A 19,361-nucleotide genomic window follows, 5' to 3' on the forward strand; every position below is an offset into this window, starting at 1 on the left:
CAAGGACCCCGTGAACATGGCCTACCAACCCCAGGAAATCTTCTTTCGCAGCAGTGCCCCGGTGACTATCGACGAAGACAAATGCATCGCCGAAAAAGGCTGCACGGTCTGCGTCGAGGTGTGTCCCATGGACCTGTTGGCCATCAACCCGGCCACGCAGAAGGCCTACATGGCCTTCGATGAATGCTGGTACTGCATGCCCTGCGAGAAGGACTGCCCCACCGGCGCGGTGAAGGTCGATATCCCGTACCTGCTGCGCTGAACCCGAACCCCCGCCATCCGGCCGAACCACCGGACGCCCACCTGCAATACCCCTCGTTTCCCACCACCCCAGCCCGGTGGCGGAGACGACTCCAATACTCAAAACGATTCGAGGGGAAACACCCATGCGCCTTGTAGCAACCGTGGCCGGCTTTGCGCTGGCAATCACCGGCCTGAACGCCAGCGCCGAAACCATCCGTATCGCCATCGGCACCCAGGACACCACCATCAACTGCGCCACCGGCGGCCTGTTGATCCGCGAGCTGGGCCTGCTCGACAAATACCTGCCTCATGACGGCAAGTACAAGGACGCCCAGTACCAGGTCGAGTGGAAGAACTTCACCAGCGGCGCGCCGCTGACCAACGAGATGGTCGCCGGCAAGCTCGACTTTGGCGCCATGGCCGACTTCCCCGGCTCGTTCAACGGCGTCGCCCACCTCGATGCCGGCAAGCGCAGCCTGTTCATCAGCGTGCTGTCCGGCAGCGTGCACGGCAGCGGTAACGGCATCGTGGTGCCGGCCGCCTCCAGCGTGCAGTCGCTGGTCGAGCTCAAGGGCAAGACCATCTCAGTGCCGTTCGCCTCCACCGCCCACGGCATGCTGCTGCGCGCGGTCGCCGCCCAAGGCTGGGACCCGCAGAAGGACGTCAAGATCATTGCCCAGGCTCCGGAGATCGCCGGTTCCGCCCTGCGCAGCAACCGCATCGAGGCCCACGCCGACTTCGTGCCCTTTGCCGAGCTGTTCCCCAACCGCGGCTTCGCCCGCAAGATCTACGATGGCGCCCAGGCCAACGCGCCGACCTTCCATGGCGCGCTGGTGGACGCCGACTACGCGAAAAAGTACCCGGAAGTGGTCACCGCCTACCTGCGTGCCAGCCTGGAAGCCGACCGCCTGCTCGCCGCCGAGCCCGAGAAGTACAGCGAGCTGATCGAGAAAGTCACCGGCATCGAAGCCGAGGTGAACTACCTGTTCCACGGCCCGCTCGGCCTGCAGACCCGCGACCTCACCTGGAAGCGCGAGTACCGCCAGGCCGTGGCCACCTCCATCGACACCCTCAAGTTGCTGAAGAAGACCGACCGGGGTCTGGACACCGCGCAGTTCATCGATGACCAGTACATCCGCAGCGCCTACAAGCAGGCCGGGCAGGACTACGACAAGGCCCTGAAAAACTACGACCCGCTGCCACTCAAGGCCAATGATGCCGCGACCGGCAAGCCCATCACCGACTTCAGCCGCCTGGCGCAAATCTGGGTACGCGGCGAGGACAAGGTGCGCCACTACGGCTCCCCGGAAGCCGCGCTCAGCGCCCTGGCCCAGCTGGAACAGGAGGGCAAGGATATCCGCGCGATCTACGCCCAGGCCGCCGACAGCGGCATCAAGCTGCTGGCCAACCAGGCCTGGTTCGTGCGCAACGGCCAGGGCCAGCTGGCGGCTTTCCTGCTCAAGGACCAGGCCGAGCAGTACGCCAAGGCCCATGGCGGCGAAGCGCTGGACTTCGTGCAGGCCAACCAGAAGCTGCTGGCCCAGCGCTGATCGGGAGCCGCCGCCATGACCCGTGACCTTGCGCGCTGGCCCCTGCGCCTGGCGTCGCTGCTGGCCTGCCTGCTGTTCTGGCAGCTGGCCGCGAGCCACAAGCTGGACCTGCTGCTGTTCACCTTCACCTACGTGCCCACGCCCGGCGCGGTGCTCGACGCCGCCTGGCAACTGCTGGCCTCCAACGCCCTGCTGGCGCACCTGGGCAGCAGCCTGGCGCGGGTGTTCGCCGGCTACGGCGTGGCGGCGCTGCTGGGGGTGAGCCTGGGCCTGTTGATCGGTCGCTCGAAGTGGCTGGAGGACACGCTGATGCCGCCGCTGGAAGTGTTGCGGCCGATCCCGGCGGTGGCCTGGATCCCGCTGGCGATCCTGATGTTTCCCTCCTCGGAGCTGTCGATGGTGTTCATCACCTTCACCGGTGCGCTGTTCCCGATCCTGCTCAATACCGTGCACGGCGTCGAGGCGATCGACCCGCGCCTGGTGGCCTCGGCGCGCAGCCTGGGCGCCGGGCGCTGGGCGATCCTGCGCGAAGTGGTGCTGCCGGGCGCGCTGCCGAGCATCGTCACGGGGCTGGCCATCGGCATGGGCACCTCGTGGTTCTGCCTGGTGACTGCCGAGATGATCGCCGGGCAGTTCGGTATCGGTTACTACACCTGGGAGTCCTACACCTTGCAGAACTACCCCGACATCATCGTCGGCATGCTGCTGATCGGCGTGCTGGGCATGGGCAGCAGCGCGCTGGTCAAGCACCTTGGCGCGCTGGCCACGCCCTGGATACGGAGGCGTGCGTGATGAGCAGTTATCAACAGGTGCCCGGGCGTATCGAAGCGCAGGGTTTGTCGATTCGCCTGGGCCATGGGCGTGACACCTTCGAAGCGGTGCAGGCGCTGGACTTTGCCATCGCCCCGGGCGAGTTCGTGTGCATCCTCGGACCGTCCGGCTGCGGCAAGTCCACGTTGCTCGGCGCACTGGCCGGGCACCTGACGCCGGCCGGCGGCCAGTTGTTGGTGGACGGGCAAGCGGTCGACGGCCCTTCGCCGCAACGCGGCATGGTGTTCCAGCATCACACCCTGCTGCCTTGGCGCAACGTGCTCGACAACGTGGCCTTCGGCTTGAAGATGCAGGGGCTGGGCAAGGCCGAGCGTCGACATCAGGCCGCCGAGATGCTGCAACTGGTCGGCCTGGGTGATTTCGCCCAACGCTGGCCCAGTCAGTTGTCCGGCGGCATGCAGCAACGCGCCGAGATCGCTCGGGTACTGATCAACCGCCCGCGCCTGCTGCTGATGGACGAACCGTTCGGCGCCCTCGATGCGCAGACCCGTGCGCGCATGCAGGAACTGCTGCTGGATATCTGGGCGCGCATCCGCACCACGGTGGTGTTCGTTACCCATGACATCGATGAGGCGCTGTTCCTGGCCGACCGCCTCCTGGTGATGAGCCCCCGGCCTGGGCGTTTTATCGAAGATCTGCGGCTGGACTTCGCCCGCCCGCGGCGAGCGAGCCTGCTGACCAGCCCTGCATTCACCCACCTCAAACGCCATTGCCTGGCGTTGCTGCGCCATGAAGAAGGACGCGAACTGCCGCGCCTGACACCCTTGGGCCTGCCCGACACCGACCATCCTCCGCTGCGGATTGCGCTATGACTGAACGAATCACGGACAACCCCGACATCATCGAACTGCTGCCACGCCTGAACGCCCTTGATGCCGGCGTGCGACGCATCGCCCTGATCGAACTGGCCGACCTGGAAGACCCGGACGGCCTGCCTTGGCTCACCGATGCGCTGTTGGTCGACGCCAATGCTGATGTGCGCGCCGAAGCCGCGCGCTTGCTCGAAGCCTGGGAGGCGCCGGAAGTGGTGCAGGGCCTGTGCGCCGCATTGGCCGACCCCGCCGAGCCGGTGCGCCTGGCGGCCGCCCAGAGCCTCAGTGAGCTCAAGACCCAGGAGGCGGGGCAACTGATCCTGCCCTGGGCCAGCCATGCCGATGCCTTCGTGCGGGCCAGCGCCTTGCGCGCCCTGCGCGAGCTGCGCCTGGAGGACGCCGCTGTGCCTGCGTTGCAGGCGCTGGCGGATGTGGATGCCGGTGTGCGCCGCGAAGCGGTGGGCATCCTCGGCTGGCTCAAGCATGCGCCGGCCTTGCCCGCGCTGGCGCAACTGGCGGCCAACGAGCCGGATACCGACGTGCGCCGCGCCGCCATTGGCGCGTTGGGCCTCGCCCGGGATGCCCGTGTACTGCCGGCGCTGATCAGCGCCCTGGCCGATGAGGCCTGGCAGGTGCGTGAAGAGGCGGCGACCACCCTGGGCAAGGTCGGCCAGGCTGAAGCGGGTCAGGCCTTGATCGCGGCGCTGGGCGACAGCTATTGGCAGGTCCGCTTGCGCGCGGCGCGGGCCTTGGGCCGGCTGCGCCATGCGGCCGCGTTGGATGGGCTGGCGCAGTTGCTGGGCCATGGCATCGCCAACCTGCGCAAGGAAGCCGCACTGGCGCTGGGCGAGCTGGGTGAAGCCCGGGCTTTGCCGGCGTTGCAGGCGGCCGAGGCCGACAGCGACCCGGAAGTGCGCAAGGCGGTGCGCATCGCCCTGGCGCAGTTGCAGGGGGTGGTGTGATGAACGCGCCCAGCGCCTTGCGCAACCGCCGCGAACGCGGTGAGCTGCTGGTGCAGTGGGGTGAGGCTGAGCAGGTGATCAGCCACACCCGGCTGCGCGGTGCCTGCCCATGCTCACAGTGCCGGGCCGCACGGTTGAAGGGTGCGATTTCGCTGGTGGGCGAGGATGTGCGGGTGGCGCGGATCGAGGTCCAGGGGTATGGGGTGCAGCTGGTGTTCAGCGATGGGCATGAGCGGGGGATTTATCCCTGGGACTACCTGCGCAGTCTCGGTTGACCGCACCGGCCTCATCGCCGGCAAGCCGGCTCCCACAAAAGCAAGGCAATACCCTGTGGGAGCCGGCTTGCCGGCGATGAGGCCGGTACAGGCAACCCACCCCTAGAGCGCAATCAACTCCGGCCGCAACCCCTCCACCCTATGCACCACCGGCCGCAGATAGCCGCCATCCCCGGTAATCTGGTGCAGCACCTTCTCGCGCAAGCCATGCAGTGCCACCCCGGTGCGTTGGCGCGGATGCGACAGCCCAACTTCCACCACCGCCTTGATCCGCCCCGGCCGCGGTTCCAGCACCACCACCCGGTCGGCCAGGTAGGTTGCCTCTTCGGCATCGTGGGTCACCAGCAGAACGGTCACCCCAGAACGCTCACGTATTGCCAGTAACTCGTCCTGCAACTGCTGGCGGGTCAGTGCATCCAGGGCGCCGAACGGTTCGTCGAGCAGCAGGATGCGCGGGCTGGCCACCAGCCCCCGGGCGATCGCCACGCGTTGGGCCATGCCACCGGAGAGCTGGTGCGGGTAGGCCGATTCGAAACCGACCAGCCCCACCAGGTGCACGAATTCATGCACCCGACGGGCGCGCTCGCCCTGGGTGAGCTTGTCGTTGACCAGGCCCAGGCCGATGTTCTGCGCCACCGTCAGCCAGGGAAACAGGCGGTGCTCCTGGAACACGATGCCGCGTTCACCGCCGATGCCGTTGACCGGCTGGCCATCGACGCGGATCTGGCCGCTGTAGTCGTTGTCCAGGCCCACCAGCAGGCGCAGCAGGGTGGACTTGCCGCAGCCCGACGAGCCGACGATGGCGATGAATTCGCCCTGTTCGATCGACAGGTCGAAGTCGCGAATGGCTTCGAACGACTGACCGTCGACGCTGAAGGTCTTGCCGACTTTCTCGAAGCTGACCAGCGGCGGTGTGGCATCAGCTTGGTTGGCCGCGTGCAGGGCCGGGGTGATGAAAGCGTTCATGCGGATCTCCAGCGCGTGGCGCGTGATTCAAGGCGTTGGCCGAGGTGGCCGAGCAGGGCGCCGACCAGGCCGATCAGGACCATGGCAGCCATCACCTGGTCCATGCGGAACAATTGCTGGGCGCCGATCATCAGACTGGCGATGCCGCCGTCCGAGGGCATGAAGTACTCGGCGCCGATAGTGCCGAGCCAGGCATAGATCAGCGACAGGCGCAGCCCGGCGAAGATCGCCGGGGCGGCGCCAGGCAACACCAGCAGACGCAGCCGGTGCGGCAGGTCCAGGCGCAGGGCCTGCGCCGCCTCGCCCAACTGTGGCGGGAGGCTGGCGATGCCGCGTTGGGTGGCGATCAGCATCGGGAAGAACGCCGCCAGTGCGACGAACACCAGCTTGGCGCCTTCACCCAGGCCGAACCAGGCGGTCAGCAGCGGCACCCAGGCGAACAGCGCCACCTGGCGCAACGCCGACAGGCTCGGGCCGAGCAAGCGCTCGGCGTTGGCTGACAGGCCCAGCAGCAGGCCCAGGGCGAACCCCGCGCCACCGCCGATCAACAGACCGACCAGGGTGCGTTGCAGGCTCAGGCGCAGGGCCTCGGGTAACGAACCGTCGAGCAGGCCTGCGTACAGGCTGCGCAGCACATCCAGCGGTGAAGAGAGGATGTTGGCATCGACCCAGCCAAGGCTGTTGGCGGCCTGCCACAGCAGCAACAGCCCTGCAGGCAGCAGCAGGCTTTGCCAGCCGCGTGGCACCTGGCCGCGCAACTGCTCACCAGTGGCCGGTTGCGGCCAGTGCAATAGGCTGCGTTCCAGGCGCGAGAAGCCGCGATCCATCAGTGCGCCGACCAGGCCGATCAGCAGGATGCAGAGGAACACCAGGTCGAGCATGAACAACTGCCGCCCCCAGACCATCAGGTAGCCGATGCCTTCGCTGGAGGCCAGCAGTTCCACAGCCAGCAGCGAGGTCCAGCCAGTGGCCAAGGCCAGTCGCACACCGGCGAGAAACGCCGGCAGCGCGGCGGGCAGCAACAGGCGCAGGAACAGCAGGTGAGGGGGTAGGCGCAGGACGGCGGCGGCCTCGCGCAGCTTGGGCTGGGCGTCGCGCACGCCGACCAGGGTGTGCAGCGTGACCGGCACTACCACCGCCTTGACCAGCACCACCAGTTTGAGCAGCTCGCCGATGCCGAAGAACAGCATGAACAGCGGGATCCAGGCCAAGGTCGGGATTTGCGCCAGTGCGACGAAGGTGGGCAACACCAGAGTCTGCGCCCGTTGCGACCCGCCCAGCCAAGTGCCCAGCAGCAGGCCGCTGGCGACTCCTGCCAGCAGCCCCCAGATCAGGCGCCGCAGACTTATCCACAGGTGGCCCCAGAGTTCGCCGGAGCCGAACTCCAGCGCACTCTGCCAGACCAACGCGGGGGCGGGCAGGATCTGTTCGCTCATCCAGTGCTCCCGGCTGGCGACGACCCACAGGGCCGCCACCGCCAACGGCACGATCCACGGCAGATAGGAGCGGCCTTGCATCGCGAAAGGGCCGCGCAGCGGCCGCCACAGGCGCCGCAGACTTGCGCTCAAGACTTCGCTCATCGGGGCATCTCCCAAACCGTTCCTTGTTTATTCATTTATGGAATTAAAAATTCATATAAATAGTATTCAAGAGATAAGAGCATGCGGTCGGTGCATGCGGAAGCCCCGTCCCGTTGCGTTTTCCTCATATTTTCCATGCGTTTCCTGCAAGCCCGTCGCAGGCCCGCATGGCGCCTGGGTTATGTCTTCTGGTTACTAAAAAATGAAGTTTTGATCTTTGTAGGTTCTAACCGGACCTGCCTAGCTTCTGGCCCATAGCGCCGGCCATCGCCGGTGGCAGCCTGCCAAGGAGCCTTGCCATGAAAACCACCTTCCGCCACCTGCTCAGCCCGTTGCTCGCCGCCTTGTTGAGTGCCGTGCCCGTGGCAGCGCATGCCGCCCAGCCGGATGTGATCCGTATCGCCGTGCCCGACCTCAGCGCTGGCAGCAAGCCCAGTGCCGGCGGCGTGGTGGATGTGCTGCGCGATCAGCAACTGCTGGAGAAGGAGTTTGCCAAGGACGGCATCCGCATCGACTGGCGCTTCTTCAAGGGCGCAGGCCCCGTGGTCAACGAAGCGTTGGCCAACGGCCAGGCGGACTTCGCCTACCTGGGCGACCTGGCCGCGATCATCGGCAAGGCCAGCGGCCTCGACACCCGCGTGTTGTCGGCTGGGGTGCGCGGTGTGAAGAGCTACCTCGGCGTAGTCCCGGGCTCGGGCATCCACAGCCTGCAGGATCTCAAGGGCAAGCGCGTGGCAGTGTTCCGCGGCACCGCCAACCAGCTGTCGTTCGCCAGTGCCCTGGCCAGCCAGGGGCTGTCCGAGCGTGAGCTGAAAGTCATCAACCTCGACTTCAACGCCGCCAATGCCGCCCTGGCCGCCAAGCAGATCGACGCCACCTGGGGCCTGTCCAACCTGCTGTCGCTGCGCGAGCGGGGCTTGGTCGAGTTGCCGGTCAACTCACGCAACCTGCAAGGGGCCGGCAGTACTCAAGCGGTGCTGCTCGGCACCGGCGCGTTCATTCGCCAGTACCCCGACCTGGTGCAGCGCCTGGTCAACGCCCAGGAACAGGCGGCGAAGTGGCTGCGCGACGAGCGCAATCGCGAAGCCTACGTGGACCTGGTGGCCAATACCGCCAACTGGCCAAAGTCGATCCTGCGCGACGACCTGGCCGAGGAAAACCTTGCCGAATACTTCGACCCACGCCTGGACGCTGGCTTCGTCGGCCTGCTGCAACAGGGCGTCGACCTGGCCACCAAGGAGCGCCTGATCCGCCGTGGCTTCCAGGTAACCGACTGGATCGAACCACGCTTCATCGACCACGCCCTGCAACAGGACCAGGCCACCCAGGCCGCCCGCTGACCCGACAACAACCCTGAGGAGCACGACTATGAGCAACGCCGCACTGGCCACCGCGCCGCAAACCCTCGAACTCGACATCCACCCCGTTGCCGGGCGCATCGGCGCCGAGATCCGCAACATCAAGCTGTCCGCCGACCTCGACCCGGCAACCGTCGATGCCATCCAGGCGGCGCTGGTGCAGTACAAGGTGATCTTCTTCCGAGGCCAGGAGCATCTGGATGACGTAGGGCAGGAAGCCTTCGCCCAACGGCTCGGCGACCCCATCGCCCACCCCACGGTGCCCGTGATCGATGGCACCAGCTACTTGCTCCAGCTCGATGGCGCCGAGGGGCAGCGGGCCAACTCCTGGCACACCGACGTGACCTTCGTCGATGCCTATCCCAAGGCCTCGATCCTGCGCAGCGTGGTGGCGCCGGCCTCCGGTGGCGACACGGTGTGGGCCAACACCGCCGCGGCCTACCAGGAGCTGCCCGAACCGCTGCGCGCCCTGGCCGACCAGCTGTGGGCGGTGCACAGCAACGAGTACGACTACGCCAGTGCGAAACCTGATGTCGATCCGGCCAAGCTGGAGCGCTATCGCAAGGTGTTCACTTCGACGGTGTACGAGACCGAGCACCCGGTAGTGCGCGTGCATCCGGTCAGTGGCGAGCGTGTGTTGCAACTGGGGCATTTCGTCAAACGTATCAAGGGTTATTCGCTGGCCGACTCGCAGCATCTGTTCGCGGTGCTGCAGGGGCATGTGACACGCCTGGAAAACACCGTGCGCTGGCGCTGGCAGGCCGGGGACGTGGCGATCTGGGACAACCGCGCGACCCAGCACTATGCGGTGGATGACTACGGTACGCAGCCGCGCATCGTGCGTCGGGTGACCCTGGCCGGCGAGGTGCCGGTGGGCGTGGATGGGCAACTGAGCCGGACCACGCGCAAGGGCTGAGACCGTTGGGGCCGCAAAGCGGCCCCTGTTCGCTACAACTCGACGTCACAGGCCACCAACTGCCTCACCAATCCCTGCGCCAGCGCCGACAAGCCATACCCCACCCGGCTCACCACCCCATAGCGGGTGTAGAACGCCTCTTCCTGTTCCGGTGCCAGGTCCGCCAGCTTCAGCGCCACCAACCCTTCGTAAGGTCGCAGGTTCGCGCTGCAGGCGATGCCGATGGTGTCCGAGTGCTGCACTACATTGAGCAGCGCATAGCCATGCTCGCATTCCACGCTGGGCAGGAAGTCCTGCCGCCCACTGAGGTCGCTGAGGATCTTGCGGATGTTCGGCGGGCGGAAGGTGGTCGCCAGCGGATAGTCGAACAAGTCCTGCGCGCGCACTTCGCCACGCTCGGTCAGTGGATGCCCGGCGCGGCAGCAGAAGTGCCAGCGTTGGGGCGTGAGCTTGTGCACCTGGTAATCCGGGTCGGCTTCGAACTGGCGGGTGTCGGCGACGAAGAACTCGATCTCCTCGGCGATCAGCCGGCGGTTCAAGGCCTGCCAATTGTCCACCTGGAAGCAGGTGCGCGCCGCCGGGTACTCGGCGACGAAGCGCGCAACCGCCCGCGGCACCAGCCCGCCGGCGGGCGCCGGCCCCGAGCCAAAGCGCACCACGCCGGTGGTGGCGCCATTGAACTGGTTGATCTCGTTGACCAGGTTGTGCGCCCCATGCACCAGGCGCCGCGAATGCTCCAGCACCAGCAGGCCCTGGCGGGTCGGCGCCAGTTCCTTGCTGGCGCGGTCGACCAGGCGGCAGCCGACGTTGTGCTCCAGCGTCTGGATGCTGCGGCTGAAAGCCGATTGCGAAAGGTTCACCGCAGCCGCCGCGGCGACGAAGCTGCGGTGCTCGACAAGGGCGATGAAGTGGCGGAGCTGGCGCAGGTCGATATGCATTTTCTACATGGAAACTTTCGGTGGAATGCAATTGCTGGGAAGGGTTGGGAACCTTATAAAGGGAGTCTCTTATTCCACAAAATATGAATTACAAATATTTATATCTCTTAAAAGAATATAAGCCAGCCTGACCGCGATTCGGTTCCGCCAACGGAAATGCTCGCCTGGGCCCTTGCCTCAAGGAGCATCTGCATGTCCCGACTTTCCCGTTGGCCCGCGCGCGCCTCGTTGTTCGCCCTGCAACCCCTGGCGGCTGGAGTGCTGTTGGCCGCTTCCGGCAGCAGCTTTGCCGATGAGCCCAACGCCGCCCCAGCCGTGACGCAGGAAGCCCAGCTCGGCACCGTCACCGTCAATGCCCGGCGACGCGAAGAGACCGCGCAGAGCGTGCCCACTCCGATCAGCGTGCTGGGCAGCGAAACCCTCGAGACCCAGCGTATCTACCGCGTGCAGGATTTGCAGCAACTGGTGCCGAGCACCAACGTCGCCTATGTGCACGCCCGCCAATCGAGCATCTCCATCCGCGGCCTGGGCAACAACCCGGCCAGCGATGGCCTGGAAGGCAGCGTCGGGATCTACCTCGACAACGTCTACCTCGGCCGCCCGGGCATGGCGGTGTTCGACCTGCTCGATGTCGAGCAGCTGGAAGTGCTACGTGGCCCGCAGGGGACGCTGTTCGGCAAGAACACCACAGCCGGTGTGCTCAACATCACCACGCGCAAGCCGACTTTCCACCAAGAGGGCAGCGTGCAGTCGTCGCTGGGCGAGGATGGCTACTGGCAGACCCAGGGCAGTTTCTCCGGTCCTTTGACCGACACCCTCGCCGGGCGCATCAGTGCTTACCACACCGAGGACGACGGCTATGTGAAGAACGTCTACAACGGACATGACCTCAACGGCGGCAAACGCCAGGGCTTTCGCACCCAGTTGCTGTTCAAGCCCAGCGAAACCTTCAACCTGCGCTGGATCGGCGAATACAACGAAGAAAACTCCGACAACGGTATCCTCAGCCTCTACAGCACCGGCCCGACCATCAATGGCGTGAACCGCTACGAGAGCCTGGCCGCCCAGGCCGGCGCAACCCTGGTGTCGGGCAAGGACCGCAAGGTCAACTTCGACGCCGACCAGATGGTCAAGGTGTTCCAGGGTGGAACCTCGGTGGAAGCCAACTGGACCTTGCCCAACGACTTCACCCTTACCTCGATCACCGCCTACCGCTGGTGGGACTTCACGCCGCGCAACGACGACGGCCTCAACGTGCCGGTGTTCCACAGCGCCGGGGTCTCGGTGCGCGACAAGCAGTACTCCCAGGAAATCCGCCTCGCTTCTCCCACCGGTGGCTTCTTCGACTATGTGCTCGGCGCCTATTACTTCAAGCAGGATCTGGACAACAAATCGTTCACCTACAACGGACCGCAAGCCGACATCTGGAACCTGACCCCGGCTGGCGCCCTGGCCAACGTCACCACAATCGGCAACGGCCATATCGATACCGACAGCTACGCGTTGTTCGCCCAGGGCACCTGGCACCTGACCGAGCGCCTGGATTTCACCGCTGGCGTGCGGGGTACCTACGAAGAGAAAAGCGCCTGGGTGACCCGCGACGCGCCGTCCGGCGGCGCGGCCGTGACCGGTGCGGCGGCCGCGGCGCGCCAGGGCAGGGTGGGCGCCTACGATTCAGGTGACCTCAACCAATACAGCTTCGCCCCTTCCGGGCTGCTCAGCCTGAGCTACCGCTTCAGCGAAGCGGTGCTGGGCTATGCCAGCCTGTCCCACGGCGAGAAGTCTGGCGGTGTCAACCTCACCGTCGGCGCCGCGCCACGGCTGGGCACCGACTCGCTACTGGTGGGCACCGAACGCGCCAACAACGCGGAGCTGGGGATCAAGAGCACGCTGCTGGACAACCGCCTGCAACTCAACACCAACCTGTTCTGGACCGAAGTGCATGGCTACCAGGCCAACGTCTATGACGAGGCCAACCGCGTGCAGTACCTGGCCAACGCCGGCAGCGTGCGCTCGCGGGGCCTGGAGTTCGAGGCCACGGCCCTGCCGGTCCGCGGGCTGACCGTGAATTTCAATGGCTCGTGGAACGACGTGCGCTACACCGAGTACGACGACGCACCGTGCCCACCGGAGGTGAGCCTGGCCAATGCCGCGGCCACTTGCGATCTGTCCGGCCACCAGGTGGTCGGCGCCTCCAAGTACATCGCCAACCTCAACGGCCAGTACAAGTGGCAGCTGACCGAGCGTATCGAGCCCTACGTCACCGCCAGCTACGCCTTCCGCTCCAGGGCCGTCGGCACCATCGACGATTCCGACTATGGCCAGATCCCCAGCTACGCCATCGTCAACCTGTCCACCGGCGTGCGCCTGGACCAGGGCGACGGCGTGCTCGACCTGTCGCTGTGGGTGAAGAACGCCGGCGACAAGACCTACTTCACCAGCCTGTGGAACTCCGCTAACGGCGGCTATGCCGGGGTGCTTGGCACGCCGCGCACCGTGGGCGCCACCGCCCGTTACGACTTCTGAGCACAAGGAGCATTGCCATGAACGCCAAGACCCAACCCCACGACCTGCCCGAAGGCGCCTGCCTCACCGCCAAGGTGCCCGACCGCGACGAAGCCCTGCTCGGCGACGTGGTGGTCAACCCGTATCGCCTGGCGCCCCTGACTGCGATCATCCGCGACGGCGGCCGCAGCCTTGGCGCCGTTCACGTTCGTGTGCTGGGGCGTGGCGAGCGCGGTATCGATATCAGCTACGAGGTGTCCGAACGCTCGTTGTGGACCTACGGTGGCATTCCGGTGTTCGGCCTGTATCCGGACCACGTCAACCAGGTGGAGGTGAGCTACAAGCTCGAGGGTGAGCGCATTCGCGAGCGTTACGAAATCTACGCCCCGGCGGTGCGCCTGCCGGTGGTGGCGAAGCAGACGGCGGCGCTGCCCGAGGTCGAACCGATCAAGGTCGCGCCCGGTTTCGAGCGGCGGCTGTATCTGTTCAATCATCTGCTGGCCGACATCCCCGGCGGGCGTGCCTTCAAGTGGAACGGCCTGGGCGGCGCTGCCGAGTGGGACTCGGTGGGCAACAACTGGATCGCCGACAGCAACGGCGATGTGCGCTGGTACCTCGATATCGAGCAGATCCACGATTCCAACCACCGCGACGGCCTGGGCGGAACCATGGGCTTCCACCAGACCCGCGACGGCAAGCTGATCTGGGGCCAGGGCCAGACCTATTCCAAGTACGACCTGCTTGGCCGGCGTATCTGGCAGCGCAACCTGCCGGACAAGTTCGCCGACTTCTCCCACGAGATCCGCGAGACGCCCAACGGCACCTACCTGTTGCGGGTCGGCACCAGCGACTACCGCCGCCCGGATGGCAAGCGCGTGCGCTCGATCCGCGACCATATCATCGAGGTCAACGAGGCCGGCGACGTGCTCGACTTCTGGGACTTGAACCAGATCCTCGACCCGTACCGCGGCGAGCTGCTGGAAACCCTGGGCAAGGCCGCGATCCAGCTGCCGGACGGCGTGCAGAAACAGGACGAGCGCCTGGCCAACGAGCTGGCCGAAGGCGACCTGCCGTTCGGCGACACTCCCGGCGTCGGTACCGGACGCAACTGGGCCCACGTCAACGCCATCGACTACGACGCCGATGACGACAGCATCATCGTTTCAGCACGGCACCAGGGCGTGGTGAAGATCGGTCGCGACAAGCAGGTGAAGTGGATTCTTGCTGCGCCCCAGGGCTGGCCGGCGCGCCTGCAGGACAAGGTGCTCAAACCCGTGGGCGAGGGCTTCGAATGGTCCTGGACCCAGCACACCGCCTGGCTGACCGGGCACGGCACGCTGACCGTGTTCGACAACGGCTGGGGCCGGGACTTCGGCCCGACCAAGCTGGCGGGCAACTACAGCCGGGCGGTGGAGTACAGGATCGACGAGGCCAAGGGCACGGTCGAGCAGGTGTGGCAATACGGCAAGGAGCGTGGTGACGAGTGGTACAGCCCGATCACCTCGGTGGTGGCGTATCGGGCCGATACCGATACCCAGTTCATCTATTCGGCTTCGGTGAACTTCCTCACGCCCGAGAAGCTGACGACCAGCGTGCTCAATGAAGTGCGTCGCGGCACCCAGGAGGTGGCGGTGGAGCTGAAAGTGCACAGCCGCCAGCCGGGCAGCGTGGGCTACCGGGCACTGGTGATCGACCTCGACAAGGCGTTCTGACCCTTCCTTCTGACCGATGGTCTAACCTCTTACGGCCCAATCGCGGGGCAAGCCCGCTCCCACAGGAACCCTGCGCTCCTTGTGGGAGCGGGCTTGCCCCGCGATTGGGCCGTTTGCCAGGGGGTGTTCAACCACTCGTTCTTTTTTTCGAACAGCCTATTGTCCAACCCCCCAGCGCCCGCTTAGCATTCCGTTTGAGATTTCAAACGCTCGGCACCCAGGCGTCGAACACCCTGGTGCACGAATTCCTGACGGCCGCCCCCGCATCGAGGGCGCCTTTTCAACAATCAAAATTCGCAGTAAAGGGAAGCCGACATGCAGCTCAAAGACGCTCAGTTGTTCCGCCAGCAGGCCTTCATCAATGGTGAATGGCTGGATGCGGACAGCGGTCAGACCATCAAGGTGACCAACCCGGCCACCGGCGAAGTGATCGGCAGCGTGCCGAAGATGGGCGCCGCCGAAACCCGCCGCGCCATCGAGGCCGCCGACAAGGCGCTGCCGGCCTGGCGCGCACTGACCGCCAAAGAGCGTGCCGGCAAGCTGCGCCGCTGGTTCGAGCTGATGATCGAGCACCAGGACGACCTGGCCCGCCTGATGACCACCGAGCAGGGCAAGCCACTGGCCGAAGCCAAGGGCGAAATCGCCTATGCCGCCTCGTTCATCGAGTGGTTCGCCGAAGAAGCCAAGCGTGTCTACGGCGACGTCATCCCAGGCCACCAGCCGGACAAGCGCCTGATCGTCATCAAGCAGCCGATCGGCGTCACCGCCGCCATCACCCCGTGGAACTTCCCGGCCGCGATGATCACCCGCAAAGCCGGCCCGGCCCTGGCCGCCGGTTGCACCATGGTGCTCAAGCCCGCTTCGCAGACCCCGTACTCTGCCCTGGCCCTGGTCGAACTGGCCACCCGTGCCGGCATCCCGGCTGGCGTGCTGAGCGTGATCACCGGCAGCGCCGGCGAAGTCGGCTCCGAGCTGACCGGCAACTCCCTGGTGCGCAAGCTGTCCTTCACCGGCTCGACCGAAATTGGTCGCCAGTTGATGGAAGAGTGCGCCAAGGACATCAAGAAAGTTTCCCTGGAGCTGGGCGGCAACGCGCCGTTCATCGTGTTCGACGACGCCGACCTGGACAAGGCGGTCGAGGGCGCGATCATCTCCAAGTACCGCAACAACGGTCAGACCTGCGTCTGCGCCAACCGTATCTACGTGCAGGACGGCGTCTACGATGCGTTCGCCGAGAAGCTGAAAGCCGCCGTGGCCAAGCTGAAGATCGGCAACGGCCTGGAAGAAGGCACCACCACTGGCCCGCTGATCGACGGCAAGGCTGTCGCCAAGGTCCAGGAGCACATCGAGGACGCCGTCGCCAAGGGCGCCAAGGTGCTGTCCGGTGGCAAGCTCATCGAAGGCAACTTCTTCGAGCCGACCATCCTGGTCGACGTGCCGAAAACCGCCGCCGTCGCCAAGGAAGAGACCTTCGGCCCGCTGGCGCCGCTGTTCCGCTTCAAGGACGAGGCCGAAGTCATCGCCATGTCCAACGACACCGAGTTCGGCCTGGCCTCGTACTTCTATGCCCGTGACATGAGCCGCGTGTTCCGCGTCGCCGAGGCCCTGGAGTACGGCATGGTCGGCATCAACACCGGCCTGATCTCCAACGAAGTCGCGCCGTTTGGCGGCATCAAGGCGTCGGGCCTGGGCCGCGAAGGTTCCAAGTACGGCATCGAGGACTACCTCGAGATCAAATACCTGTGCATCAGCGTCTGATCGCCAGGTAAACGCTTTTACCTCTGCCAGCGGGGCGCGAGAGCGACGTCTCGCTGGCCTTTTTGACATAGCGGTACCCGGTGGCCAGGGCATGTGTGACAGTCGATCAACGAATACTGTGCACGCCTGCGTCCAGCCACCCCCGAATAAAAGCGCCGCAGAACCGGCGCAATTGAGGGCACTATGAGCAAGACCAACGAATCCCTGATGCAACGTCGTGTCGCCGCCGTCCCACGTGGCGTTGGCCAGATCCACCCGATCTTCGTCGATACCGCGAAGAACTCGACGGTGATCGACGTTGAAGGCCGCGAACTGATCGACTTCGCCGGCGGCATCGCGGTACTGAACACCGGCCACCTGCACCCGAAAGTGGTCGCGGCCGTGCAAGAGCAGCTGACCAAGGTCAGCCACACCTGCTTCCAGGTGCTGGCCTACGAGCCGTACGTCGAGCTGTGCGAAAAGATCAACAAGCTGGTGCCTGGCAACTTCGACAAGAAGACCCTGCTGGTCACCACCGGCTCCGAAGCCGTTGAAAACGCTGTGAAGATCGCCCGTGCCGCCACCGGCCGTGCTGGCGTGATCGCCTTCACCGGCGGCTATCATGGCCGCACCATGATGACCCTGGGCCTGACCGGCAAGGTCGTGCCGTACTCCGCCGGCATGGGCCTGATGCCAGGCGGCATCTTCCGCGCCCTGTTCCCGAGCGAGCTTCACGGTGTCAGCGTTGACGACGCCATCGCTTCGGTCGAGCGCATCTTCAAGAACGACGCCGAGCCGCGTGATATCGCCGCGATCATCCTCGAGCCGGTACAAGGCGAAGGCGGCTTCCTGCCTGCGCCGAAAGAGCTGATGCAGCGCCTGCGTGCCCTGTGCGACCAGCACGGCATCCTGCTGATTGCCGACGAAGTGCAGACCGGCGCCGGCCGTACCGGTACCTTCTTCGCCATGGAGCAGATGGGCGTCGCGCCTGACCTGACCACCTTCGCCAAGTCGATCGCCGGCGGCTTCCCGCTGGCCGGTGTGTGCGGCAAGGCCGAGTACATGGACGCCATCGCCCCAGGCGGCCTGGGCGGTACCTACGCCGGTTCGCCGATCGCTTGCGCCGCAGCCCTGGCGGTGATCGAAGTGTTCGAGGAAGAGAAACTGCTGGATCGCAGCAAGGCCGTTGGCGAACGCCTGACCACTGGCCTGCGTGAAATCCAGAAGAAGCACCCGATCATCGGCGATGTCCGTGGTCTGGGCTCGATGATTGCCGTGGAAGTCTTCGAGAAAGGCACCCACACCCCGAACGCCGCCGCCGTTGCCCAGGTTGTCGCCAAGGCTCGCGACAAGGGCTTGATCCTGCTGTCCTGCGGCACCTACGGCAACGTCCTGCGTATCCTGGTACCGCTGACCGCCGAAGATGCCCTGCTGGATAAAGGCCTGGCGATCATCGAAGAGTGCTTCGCCGAACTGGCCTGAAATATGTGACACGTTTCAGAAAAAAACCCGCCTCGGCGGGTTTTTTTATGCCGTTCGCCGGCTTCAGGCGCTAAGGTTGTAGGAGGATTCCGTGGAAGCTGCGATGGATCGCGCGTCATTTCTGGAGACTCGCTCATGAGCGCTGCCGACCCCGTTGCCCCTTGTGTCTTGATCGCCGAGGGTGACCCTTGGGTACGCGACATGCTCAGCGAAATGCTGCTCAGTGTGCGCTGTGACGCCCGCCTGCAGGTCTGTGCCGATGGCTCCCAGGCCCTGAGCGCGCTGGCGGCCAAGCCTGACCTGATCATCGCCGCCCGTGAGCTTTCCGGCCTCGATGGCCTGGATCTGCTGCGCAAGGTGCGCGCCAGGGGCGACAAGCCCGGCCTGCCGTTCATCCTGATGAGCAACCGCACCGACAGCGCCAGTGTGCGCGAGGCGCTGCCGTTGCACCCCACCGCCTACCTGAGCAAGCCGCTCGACCTGGACAACCTGCGCAAGCGTCTGGAAAACCTGCTGCTGGAGGTGGGCGAGCAGATCGCCTGCCCGGTGCCGCCGCTGCAGCCCGGCGTGCAACTGCCGGCCTACCTCGAGCAACGCCGCGCCACTGCCGATGGCGGCCCACTGTTCGCCGATGTGCAGGTGGCGGTCAAGCGCGCCCTCAACCCAAATGGCTTGAACCTCAAGGTGCTCGAGGAAGAGGTACGCAACGACCCGCAGATTACCGGCGTGCTCATCGCTGCCGCCAACAGCGCCGCGCTGCATCGCGAAGCGCCGGTGCAGACCTTGCTGCAGGCGCTGAACAAGCTTGGCAGCACCCAGAGCATGAACCTGATCCTCGGGCTAACGCTCAAGCGCAGCGCGCGGTTGAGCGACCCCTTGTTGGCGCGGCATGCCGCGCACTACTGGAACCTTTCGCTGCATGCCGCCGACTACGCACGCACCTTGGCGCGCACCCTCGAAGTGGACGAAGGGCGCTGCTACTGCGCGGGTTTGTTGCATTGCCTGGGCGACCTGGCGGTACTTCGCACCTTGCAGGAGTGGCGGCTGGCCGGTGGCGAGCTGGACGAAGACCAGGTGGAGCTGTCGCTCAACGAGTTCGGCGCCCCGTTCGGCTCGGCACTGCGCACCCGCTGGCGCTTGCCGCTCGACCTGCGCGAGCTGATCGCCGCGGTGTATCAGCTCGGTGGCGGCGTCTACTCCCGGGAGATCCTGGCGATGAACCTGGCCGGGCAACTGTCGCGACTCAGGCCCAGTGAGGGGCTGGAGAAGATCGCTAGCAGCAAGACGGCGCGCTTGCTCAAGCTGGGGTTGCCGGAGTTGTCGCGGCTGCGCAAGGTGGACCCGGAGGCGCTGGCACGGGAGGCGGCCGAGGGTCAGGAGGAGCAGGCTGCGCAGAGCGAGGCAGCGGTCGTTTCCAGCGCCTGCGCAACTGAGGACGATGGAGAAGAGAAGCAGCCTTAGTAGGCTGGAAAACCAGCGTTCAGTGGGTTTTCC

At 65.7% G+C, this 19,361-nt stretch carries 16 protein-coding genes; 13 read left to right on the top strand and 3 right to left on the bottom strand.

The window, feature by feature from the left end; genetic code table 11:
• Window positions 1-16 precede the first annotated feature (16 nt).
• The 6 genes from DFS21_RS05520 (at window position 17) to DFS21_RS05545 (ending at window position 4,673) form a co-directional block, all read left to right on the top strand.
• A complete protein-coding gene (locus DFS21_RS05520; RefSeq protein WP_008096634.1) occupies window positions 17-262 on the top strand; it encodes a ferredoxin family protein in 246 nt (81 codons plus the stop codon).
• A gap of 124 nt (window positions 263-386) precedes the next feature.
• Complete coding sequence (locus DFS21_RS05525; protein ID WP_110697109.1) at window positions 387-1,793, top strand: ABC transporter substrate-binding protein; 1,407 nt, start codon at window positions 387-389, stop codon at window positions 1,791-1,793.
• A gap of 15 nt (window positions 1,794-1,808) precedes the next feature.
• Complete coding sequence (locus tag DFS21_RS05530) at window positions 1,809-2,585, top strand: ABC transporter permease (RefSeq protein ID WP_102683501.1); 777 nt, start codon at window positions 1,809-1,811, stop codon at window positions 2,583-2,585.
• Window positions 2,585-3,436 carry an ABC transporter ATP-binding protein gene (locus DFS21_RS05535; protein ID WP_111531956.1) on the top strand — a complete coding sequence of 284 codons (852 nt, stop codon included), beginning with the start codon at window positions 2,585-2,587 and terminating at the stop codon, window positions 3,434-3,436. The genes DFS21_RS05530 and DFS21_RS05535 overlap by 1 nt, the downstream gene beginning before the upstream one ends.
• Window positions 3,433-4,398, top strand: coding sequence for a HEAT repeat domain-containing protein (locus DFS21_RS05540; RefSeq protein ID WP_110697113.1), 966 nt, complete (start codon window positions 3,433-3,435; stop codon window positions 4,396-4,398). Before DFS21_RS05535 ends, DFS21_RS05540 begins: the two co-directional genes overlap by 4 nt.
• Window positions 4,398-4,673: a gamma-butyrobetaine hydroxylase-like domain-containing protein gene (locus DFS21_RS05545; protein ID WP_111531957.1), complete on the top strand. Its 276-nt coding sequence runs from the start codon at window positions 4,398-4,400 to the stop codon at window positions 4,671-4,673. Before DFS21_RS05540 ends, DFS21_RS05545 begins: the two co-directional genes overlap by 1 nt.
• A 102-nt stretch (window positions 4,674-4,775) precedes the next feature.
• On the opposite strand, the gene DFS21_RS05550 is transcribed toward DFS21_RS05545, so the two are convergent.
• Window positions 4,776-5,639, bottom strand: a complete 864-nt coding sequence (locus DFS21_RS05550; RefSeq protein ID WP_111531958.1) for an ABC transporter ATP-binding protein — start codon at window positions 5,637-5,639, stop codon at window positions 4,776-4,778.
• Window positions 5,636-7,219, bottom strand: coding sequence for an ABC transporter permease (locus DFS21_RS05555; protein WP_111531959.1), 1,584 nt, complete (start codon window positions 7,217-7,219; stop codon window positions 5,636-5,638). The genes DFS21_RS05550 and DFS21_RS05555 overlap by 4 nt, the downstream gene beginning before the upstream one ends.
• Before the next feature lie 299 nt (window positions 7,220-7,518).
• Between DFS21_RS05555 and DFS21_RS05560 the strand changes: the two genes are divergently transcribed.
• Both DFS21_RS05560 and DFS21_RS05565 read left to right on the top strand, forming a co-directional pair.
• Window positions 7,519-8,559 (top strand): ABC transporter substrate-binding protein, encoded by a 1,041-nt coding sequence (locus DFS21_RS05560; protein WP_111531960.1) that lies wholly within the window; start codon window positions 7,519-7,521, stop codon window positions 8,557-8,559.
• A 28-nt stretch (window positions 8,560-8,587) separates the two neighbouring features.
• Entirely contained in the window at window positions 8,588-9,493 is a 906-nt protein-coding gene (locus tag DFS21_RS05565) for a TauD/TfdA family dioxygenase (protein ID WP_111531961.1), read from the top strand.
• 32 nt (window positions 9,494-9,525) lie between these two features.
• Here DFS21_RS05565 and DFS21_RS05570 read toward each other — a convergent pair whose 3' ends face one another.
• Complete coding sequence (locus DFS21_RS05570; protein ID WP_110697125.1) at window positions 9,526-10,431, bottom strand: LysR family transcriptional regulator; 906 nt, start codon at window positions 10,429-10,431, stop codon at window positions 9,526-9,528.
• Window positions 10,432-10,623: 192 nt separating this feature from the next.
• On the opposite strand from DFS21_RS05570, the gene DFS21_RS05575 reads away from it, so the two are divergent.
• From DFS21_RS05575 to DFS21_RS05595, 5 genes are all read left to right on the top strand, one after another.
• The gene (locus tag DFS21_RS05575) at window positions 10,624-12,957 is read left to right on the top strand and encodes a TonB-dependent receptor (protein ID WP_111531962.1); all 2,334 of its coding nucleotides are present in this window, start codon (window positions 10,624-10,626) and stop codon (window positions 12,955-12,957) included.
• 17 nt (window positions 12,958-12,974) lie between these two features.
• Complete coding sequence (locus tag DFS21_RS05580; RefSeq protein ID WP_111531963.1) at window positions 12,975-14,648, top strand: aryl-sulfate sulfotransferase; 1,674 nt, start codon at window positions 12,975-12,977, stop codon at window positions 14,646-14,648.
• Window positions 14,649-14,963: 315 nt separating this feature from the next.
• Complete coding sequence (gene gabD / locus DFS21_RS05585) at window positions 14,964-16,406, top strand: NADP-dependent succinate-semialdehyde dehydrogenase (RefSeq protein ID WP_046853707.1); 1,443 nt, start codon at window positions 14,964-14,966, stop codon at window positions 16,404-16,406.
• A 183-nt stretch (window positions 16,407-16,589) separates the two neighbouring features.
• A complete protein-coding gene (gene gabT, locus DFS21_RS05590; protein ID WP_110697131.1) occupies window positions 16,590-17,867 on the top strand; it encodes a 4-aminobutyrate--2-oxoglutarate transaminase in 1,278 nt (425 codons plus the stop codon).
• A 135-nt stretch (window positions 17,868-18,002) separates the two neighbouring features.
• The gene (locus DFS21_RS05595; RefSeq protein ID WP_110697133.1) at window positions 18,003-19,328 is read left to right on the top strand and encodes a response regulator; all 1,326 of its coding nucleotides are present in this window, start codon (window positions 18,003-18,005) and stop codon (window positions 19,326-19,328) included.
• Window positions 19,329-19,361: the final 33 nt, after the last annotated feature.

Origin of the sequence: Pseudomonas sp. 2848 (assembly GCF_003253945.1) — a bacterium.
Lineage (GTDB): Bacteria > Pseudomonadota > Gammaproteobacteria > Pseudomonadales > Pseudomonadaceae > Aquipseudomonas.

Bases quoted from the DNA above. Each gene is read 5' to 3' on its own strand.
- gabD (WP_046853707.1), top strand. From the start codon at position 14,964: ATGCAGCTCAAAGACGCTCAGTTGTTCCGCCAGCAGGCCTTCATCAAT.
- DFS21_RS05560 (WP_111531960.1), top strand. From the start codon at position 7,519: ATGAAAACCACCTTCCGCCACCTGCTCAGCCCGTTGCTCGCCGCCTTG.
- DFS21_RS05540 (WP_110697113.1), top strand. From the start codon at position 3,433: ATGACTGAACGAATCACGGACAACCCCGACATCATCGAACTGCTGCCA.
- DFS21_RS05530 (WP_102683501.1), top strand. From the start codon at position 1,809: ATGACCCGTGACCTTGCGCGCTGGCCCCTGCGCCTGGCGTCGCTGCTG.
- gabT (WP_110697131.1), top strand. From the start codon at position 16,590: ATGAGCAAGACCAACGAATCCCTGATGCAACGTCGTGTCGCCGCCGTC.
- DFS21_RS05520 (WP_008096634.1), top strand. From the start codon at position 17: ATGGCCTACCAACCCCAGGAAATCTTCTTTCGCAGCAGTGCCCCGGTG.
- DFS21_RS05575 (WP_111531962.1), top strand. From the start codon at position 10,624: ATGTCCCGACTTTCCCGTTGGCCCGCGCGCGCCTCGTTGTTCGCCCTG.
- DFS21_RS05550 (WP_111531958.1), bottom strand. From the start codon at position 5,639: ATGAACGCTTTCATCACCCCGGCCCTGCACGCGGCCAACCAAGCTGAT.
- DFS21_RS05525 (WP_110697109.1), top strand. From the start codon at position 387: ATGCGCCTTGTAGCAACCGTGGCCGGCTTTGCGCTGGCAATCACCGGC.
- DFS21_RS05565 (WP_111531961.1), top strand. From the start codon at position 8,588: ATGAGCAACGCCGCACTGGCCACCGCGCCGCAAACCCTCGAACTCGAC.
- DFS21_RS05580 (WP_111531963.1), top strand. From the start codon at position 12,975: ATGAACGCCAAGACCCAACCCCACGACCTGCCCGAAGGCGCCTGCCTC.
- DFS21_RS05595 (WP_110697133.1), top strand. From the start codon at position 18,003: ATGAGCGCTGCCGACCCCGTTGCCCCTTGTGTCTTGATCGCCGAGGGT.
- DFS21_RS05535 (WP_111531956.1), top strand. From the start codon at position 2,585: ATGAGCAGTTATCAACAGGTGCCCGGGCGTATCGAAGCGCAGGGTTTG.
- DFS21_RS05545 (WP_111531957.1), top strand. From the start codon at position 4,398: ATGAACGCGCCCAGCGCCTTGCGCAACCGCCGCGAACGCGGTGAGCTG.
- DFS21_RS05555 (WP_111531959.1), bottom strand. From the start codon at position 7,219: ATGAGCGAAGTCTTGAGCGCAAGTCTGCGGCGCCTGTGGCGGCCGCTG.
- DFS21_RS05570 (WP_110697125.1), bottom strand. From the start codon at position 10,431: ATGCATATCGACCTGCGCCAGCTCCGCCACTTCATCGCCCTTGTCGAG.